The following is a 6,249-nucleotide window of genomic DNA, read 5'->3' as shown; positions in this document are numbered from 1 at the left end:
AGGCCCTCGCGCGCGAGACGCGCCCAGAAGCCTTCGTAATCCTGCTCGGCTTCGGCGACCAGCGCGCGGTAGGCCGGTATGCCGGAGATGTTGGCGCGCTCGCGTGCGTCGGCCGACGGTTCGAAGATTCGGTGTTCCTGCAGGATCGATACGAGGGCAGTCAAGGTGTTCTCCGTGGAAATCGTTGGTGTGCGGCCTGACTGTTGAAACGCAACTTGCATGCCAATCGAACGGGTATTCGGCCGGAGCGGCGTGCGTGCGCGTTGCAGTGCGGTTCACGTAGATCGATATGCAGTGCAAAGCATAAAAAGACCAGGCACTCGGTGCGCTTGCCGGCCTGCGCGTTGCGTCGAAATGCAGCAGCGGGTGTTGCAGGCGTCAACACGGCACACGATGCGCGGCGTGCAGGCCACTGGCCGGACGCCGCGCTACGCGATGAACGACCGGAGCGTGCCGAGCGCGTCGGATGCGCGAAGCCGCGCGAGCGCCGACGCCTCGATCTGCCGCACGCGTTCGGCGGACAGGTTCAACTGGCGGCCGATGTCGCGCAGCGAGCAGCCTTCGTCCGCGTGCAGTCCGTAGCGCAACCGCAGGACCGTCGCCTCGCGCGGCGGCAGCCGGTCGATCGCGGCGGCGATCGTATGGCGCAACTGGGCGGCGCCGGCCGCGTCTTCGGGCGACGGCGACGACAGGTCCGGCGCGACGTCGGCGAACGTCATGTCGCCTTCCGGCGACACCGGCAAATCCGCCGACACCGGCTCCTTCACGATCGCCATCAGGTCGCGCACCTTGTCGACCGGCTCGCCCATGTGGACGGCCAGTTCGGCCGGCGTCGCGGCCGTGCCCGTGCGTTGCCGATGCTCGCGCGCGAGCCGCGTCAGCTTGTTCAGCGCGTCGACCGTATGCGTCGGCACGCGGATCGTGCGGCCGAGGTCGGCGAGCGCATGCGTGATCGCCTGCCGGATCCACCAGGTCGCGTAGGTCGAGAAACGGAAACCGCGCCGGTAGTCGTAGCGCTCGATCGCCTTCAACAGGCCGATGTTGCCTTCCTGGATCAGGTCGGCGAACGGCAGCCCGCGATCGGGATAGCGCTTTGCGATCGACACGACGAGGCGAAGGTTCGCGTCGAACAGTCCCGTCCTCGCCGGCTGCATCGCGCGCTCGATCGCAGCGAGCCGCGCATCGAGAGACGCGGTCGCGCCGGGCGGCAGCGCCGACGCCGGGGCATCGCGCACGATCGCGGCGCGTGCGTCGACGAACTCGGCCGCGCGCCGCGTCAGCGTCGGCCCGCAGGCCGGATGGGCGGCGATGCACGACGCGAGCCAGCCCGCGTGGTCGTCGTCGGTCGACCGCGCAAACGACGGCGGGACGCCCACGTCGGCCAGCATCCGCGCCAGCCGGCCCCGCAGCGCGCGCTGCCGGCATGCGCGCTTGCGCAACGGTTCGCTCATCCGTTCGAGTGCGCGGGCGGACAGGCTCACCGTGCCGAGCAGCGCCGCGACGTCGCGGACTTGCGCGCGATACGCGGCGGAAGCGGTGCCGCCCGACAGCAGCGCCGCGCGCATGCCGCCGGCGAGCGCGTCGATGCGGGCGAGCCGTGCCACGACGGCGTCGCGCCAGGCCGAATCCTCCGGCGGCGTCTCGTCGTCGCGTGCGGGTTCGCCGGTGGAAGCGGGCGAAGCGTCCGCATCGACTCTGTCCGCAGGTCGATCGTCGCGCGGGCCGTCGGCGAGAAAGATCACGTAGGTCGATGCGGCGGTCCGGCATTCGGCGATCTCGGTGCGGATCGACACCAGCGCGTCGAGTGCATCGGGATCGCCGCACAGCACCGCGACCGACGCCGCGCGGCCGCGCTCGATGCGCTGCGCGTACGCGAATTCCTCGTCGCGCGTGAGGAGCGGTGTCGTGCCCATCTCGCGCAGGTACAGCCGGACCGGGTCGGTCGTGCGCGGCGCGAGCAGGTCGGCCGCGGCGAGCGTGCCGGCGCCGTCGGCCCATGCACGCGCGGGCGGCGCGGGCCGGAAGTAGCGGTCGATCGTCCAGCCGCTCGCGGTATCGGCGCTGTCGCACACCGCGATGCCGAGTTCGGCGAGCACCGCGGCGGCGGCATCGATGCCGCTGTCGCTCGCATCGTCGTCGGGCAGCGCGTCGATGATGTCGCCGCGCGTGACGAAGCCGCGCGACAGGCCGGTCGCGATCAGCGCGTGCAGATGCGCGACGGCGCGCGGCGGCGCGCCGTCGTCGATGCCGGCCGCGGGCGCCGGTGCGTGCCGCGCCGGCATCCCGTCGCGCGACGCGTCACGCGCGCTTCGCATACACGTTGCACCAGCCGTCCGCCGCGACCAGCTTGCCGCCGAACATCGGACACGTGCCGGCGGCATCCGCCGCTTCGCCCTTGTAGAAGCGGCAGTTCACGCAGCGCTGGCCGGCCTGGTATTTCGGGAACTGCGCGGCGTCGACGCTGGATGCACGCGCGCGATAGCCGAGCGTCTTCGCGGCGGCGTCGTTCTCGTCGACGAGCGGCGGCGCCGCGAGTGCCGTGCGTGCGGCGGCGAGCGTCGCGCACAGGCCGATGGTATGGATGATGAAGGTTCTGCGGGAGGTCGGGTACGTCACGGTCGTTTCCTGGTGAAGATGAAATCGTGGGGAAGGGCGCGGCCCGCATCGCGTGGCGGAGCCGCTTGCCCCGGTGTTACTGGCTCGCGTCCTTGTGCGCGGCGGGACCGGCAATGAGCGGCGCGGTCGATGCGTGGGCGGTATCGGCCGTCAACTTGCTCTTGCCGGCGGCATAGCCGTTCGACGCGAGCAGGAAGGCCATCAGGTCCGCGTAGTCTTCGTCCTTCAGCTTGCCGGGCTGGTCCGCCGGCATGTTGGTCGCCATGTAGCCGAACACGCCGCCGATCGTCAGGTGCGAATGCGACAGCGGCGCGAACGACGGGCCGCTCAGCGCGGGCGCGGTGTTGCCTTCGAGGTCGGCGCCGTGGCACTTCGCGCACGCATTGCCGTAGATTTCCTTGCCGTGTGCGACCTGGGCCGCGTCGAACGTCGGCGCGGCGTCGCCGGTGCTCGCGGCGACGCGGATGAAGCCGCCTGCGGGCACGTTGCGCGCGCGCAGCAGGCTACCGGGCGCGCGGCCTGCGCTCGCCGTCGCGCCGTCGAGGAAACGCGACGGCGTGCTCGACTGGTGCGCTTCGAGCGCGCTGCCGGGCAGTGCCCACTTGCGGGTCAGCGCGGCCAGCCGGCCGTTGTCCTTCATCCGCGTGAGTGCCGCGTCGATCCGCTGCTGCAACGCGGCCGAGCGCGGCGCGAACGCGAACGTGAGCTGCCACTCCGCATACGGCGACGCGGTCGCGCCGATGCGGAACGCCTGTTTCGGATGCGCGGCCTGGTACGCGACGACCGCCGGATACCAGACGATCGCGCGATGCGCGCGGCCGCGGGCGACCGCGTCGACTGTTTGCTCGGACGTGTTCTCGAGATCGAAGCGCGCGTTCTTCTGCTGCACCGCGATCAGTTGCGCGGGGCTCGCGTAGGTGGCCGCGACGATTTCCCGGCCGGTCGGCGGCGTGCCGGCGTCGCGGCGCGTGACGCTCACGTAGCCCGAGCGCAGGTAGCCCTGCGAGAACAGCAGCTTCGTGTCGGATGCGTCGGCGATGGCCGAGCGCGGGAAGCCGGCGAGCACGTCGCAATCGCGTTCGAGGATGCCGGCCAGTTCGTGCGCGGATACGCCGTCGTCGTCGCTGCCGCCCGCGTCGTGTGCGGCGAAGCTGGCGGCGATGCCGGCCGTGCGGAACACCTCGCGGGCGACCGCCTTGTCGAGCGCGGCCGTCGGCGTGCCGGGCAGCGAGCAGACGCGTACCGCCGTCGCGGCCGTGGACGGCACCGGGGTCAGCGCCGTGCCTGCCGCGAGCGCACTGGCCACGGCGAGGCGGGAAAGTCGGAGGTTCATGATCGTACGCTCGGTTGAAAAGGAGAAGGGAGGCGGCACCCGCGCCGGCGGCGCGGGTGCGATGCGGTTGAACGGACGTCGATCAGCCGCGGTCGAGGGCGAACACGTACAGCGTGCCGCCGCGCGGCACGTCGTCCGCCGCCTTGGCCATCGGGCCGCCCCAGATCGGGTTGGCGCCGCCGTAGCCGGCGAGCACTGCTACGTACTCCTTGCCGTCGACTTCGAAGACGGACGGCTGCGCGATGATCCCGCTCGCGAGCTTCGGGCTCTCCCACAGCACCTTGCCGGTCGACACGTCGAACGCGTACAGGTGGCCGTCGAGCGAGCCGCTGAACGCGAGGCCGCTGGCGGTCGTCGCGACGCCGCCGTTCCACGGCAGCTTGCTCCAGTGGCTCCACACCTTCTTGCCGGTGTTCACGTCGATCGCCTGGAGTTCGCCGTAGCCTTCGCTGCCCGGCTCCGGCTTGATCTCGAAGCCTTCGCCGAGATACGGCAGCCCTTCCATGTAGTTGACCGACTTGCCCGACAGGCTCATGCACGCATGCAGCGCCGGGACGATCGCGAGATGGCGCACGGGGTCGTACGACATCGACCACCAGTTCTTGCCGCCGAGGAAGCTCGGGCACGTGTCGATCGTCGTGCCGACCTTCGGATACTTCGCGGGATCCTGGATCGGCGCGCCGTCTTCCGTGTAGCCGGTGACCGACGTGGCCTTCACGAACGGCTCCGCATAGATCAGCTTGCCGGTGTCGCGGTCGATCGCATGGAAGTAGCCGTTGCGGTCGGCATGGACAATCGCGTCGTGTTCCTTGCCCTTGTACTTGATCGTCGCGAGCACCGGTGTGTTGACGCCGTCGTAGTCCCAGGTGTCGTGCTTGGTGTACTGGTAGTGCCACTTGAGGTCGCCGTTCTTCGGATCCAGCGCGAGCAGCGAATCGGAGTACAGGTTGTCGCCCGGCCGCAGGTCTGCGAGCCACGGCCCCGGGTTGCCGACGCCCCAGTACAGCGTGCGCGTCGCCGCGTCGTAGGTGCCGGTCAGCCAGGCCGGTGCGCCGCCGTGCGCCTGCATGCCGTCGGGCCAGGTATCGGCGTGCTTCTCGCCCTGGCCGGGGATCGTGAAGCGCTTCCACAGCAGCGTGCCGTCGTTCGGGCTGAGCGCCGCGATGAAGCCGCGTGCGCCGTATTCGCCGCCCGAGCTGCCGACCACGATCGCGCCGTCGAGCGCGAGCGGGGCGAGCGAGAACGCGTAGCCGAGCCCTGGTTCGAACATCTGCTTCTTCCACACGAGCGCGCCGGTCTGCGCGTCGAGCGCGGCCACCTCGCCGCTCAGCATCGCGACGTAGACGTTCTTGCCGTATAGCGCGACGCCGCGGTTCACGACGTCGCAGCAGGCCGTCTTGAACGATTCCGCGCCGAGCTTCGGTTCGTATTTCCACAGCTGTGCGCCGGTGGCCGCGTCGAACGCGTACACGTTGTCCTTCGGCGTGGTCACGAACAGGTAGCGGCCGTTGACGATCGGCGTGGCCTCGAAACCCTGCTTCAGCTCGGCCGGAAACTTGTAGCTCCACGCCTGCGTGAGCTGCTTCACGTTCGACGCGTCGATCTGCTTGAGCGGCGAATGCGCCTGGCCGCTGTACGTGCGGTAGTAGGTGAGCCAGCCCGGATCGCGTTGTGCATCCGTGAGCCGCTGGTACGTGACGGCCGGATAATCCGCGGCAGCGTCCACCAGGCCGGGATTCAAGGCGATCGCGGCAGCCGCCGCGATGCCGATCGTTGCCAGTCGGCTCGTCGAAGCCGAGAGTTTTTTCATGGTTGTCTCCTGAGTCATTGTGGTCGCACCGCGGCCAACACATGGCCGGGCCGGCAGGGTGGGGATCCGGGTCCAGTGCGCAGCCAGTCATGCAAATCGCATGCCACTGCGGCGCGCGCCTTGCCGGGCAAGGCGCAGCGGCCGATTGCGCGCGTTGCGGCGACGCGGGCGGCGCGGCGCGGGTGATCCGCGGGTGTTGCGTTCGGGGACAGCCGCGGGCCGAGTGTTGCGAAACATGACAACGCCGTGAGCGGACGGGAGCCGCGCGCATGCGATACGTGGCGCACGGCCAATCGCGGCGGTCATGCGCGAGGGCATGCCTGAATGGATGACGGTGCGGCGCAGGGACGGCGATCGTCGTCGACTGTGTGAGTCGATGGCGCGCCGTTACCCGGTGCGACGCACGCATGCAACGGACCGCGCGCCCGCGGCGGCGCGCTCGATCCGAACGGCGCTCACGCATACGACTGCGCGAGCGCCGTACCGTTGA

4 protein-coding genes are annotated in these 6,249 nt (G+C 70.3%); all 4 read right to left on the bottom strand.

Annotated features, from left to right (window positions below):
- Positions 1-428 precede the first annotated feature (428 nt).
- The 4 genes from DIE12_RS33830 to DIE12_RS33815 all read right to left on the bottom strand — a co-directional run bounded on the left by DIE12_RS33830 (position 429) and on the right by DIE12_RS33815 (position 5,759).
- The gene (locus DIE12_RS33830; protein WP_124523779.1) at positions 429-2,282 is read right to left on the bottom strand and encodes a sigma-70 family RNA polymerase sigma factor; all 1,854 of its coding nucleotides are present in this window, start codon (positions 2,280-2,282) and stop codon (positions 429-431) included.
- A gap of 16 nt (positions 2,283-2,298) precedes the next feature.
- Positions 2,299-2,616 (bottom strand): high-potential iron-sulfur protein, encoded by a 318-nt coding sequence (locus tag DIE12_RS33825; RefSeq protein ID WP_124489117.1) that lies wholly within the window; start codon positions 2,614-2,616, stop codon positions 2,299-2,301.
- 76 nt (positions 2,617-2,692) lie between these two features.
- Positions 2,693-3,949, bottom strand: a complete 1,257-nt coding sequence (locus DIE12_RS33820; RefSeq protein ID WP_124523774.1) for a c-type cytochrome — start codon at positions 3,947-3,949, stop codon at positions 2,693-2,695.
- An 82-nt stretch (positions 3,950-4,031) separates the two neighbouring features.
- The gene (locus tag DIE12_RS33815) at positions 4,032-5,759 is read right to left on the bottom strand and encodes a methanol/ethanol family PQQ-dependent dehydrogenase (RefSeq protein WP_044849070.1); all 1,728 of its coding nucleotides are present in this window, start codon (positions 5,757-5,759) and stop codon (positions 4,032-4,034) included.
- Positions 5,760-6,249: the final 490 nt, after the last annotated feature.

This window comes from Burkholderia sp. Bp9015, assembly GCF_003853505.1.
Classification (GTDB): Bacteria; Pseudomonadota; Gammaproteobacteria; order Burkholderiales; family Burkholderiaceae; genus Burkholderia.
The sequence above is the reverse complement of the archived record's forward strand: the minus strand, read 5'-3'. Positions and strand labels throughout refer to the sequence as shown.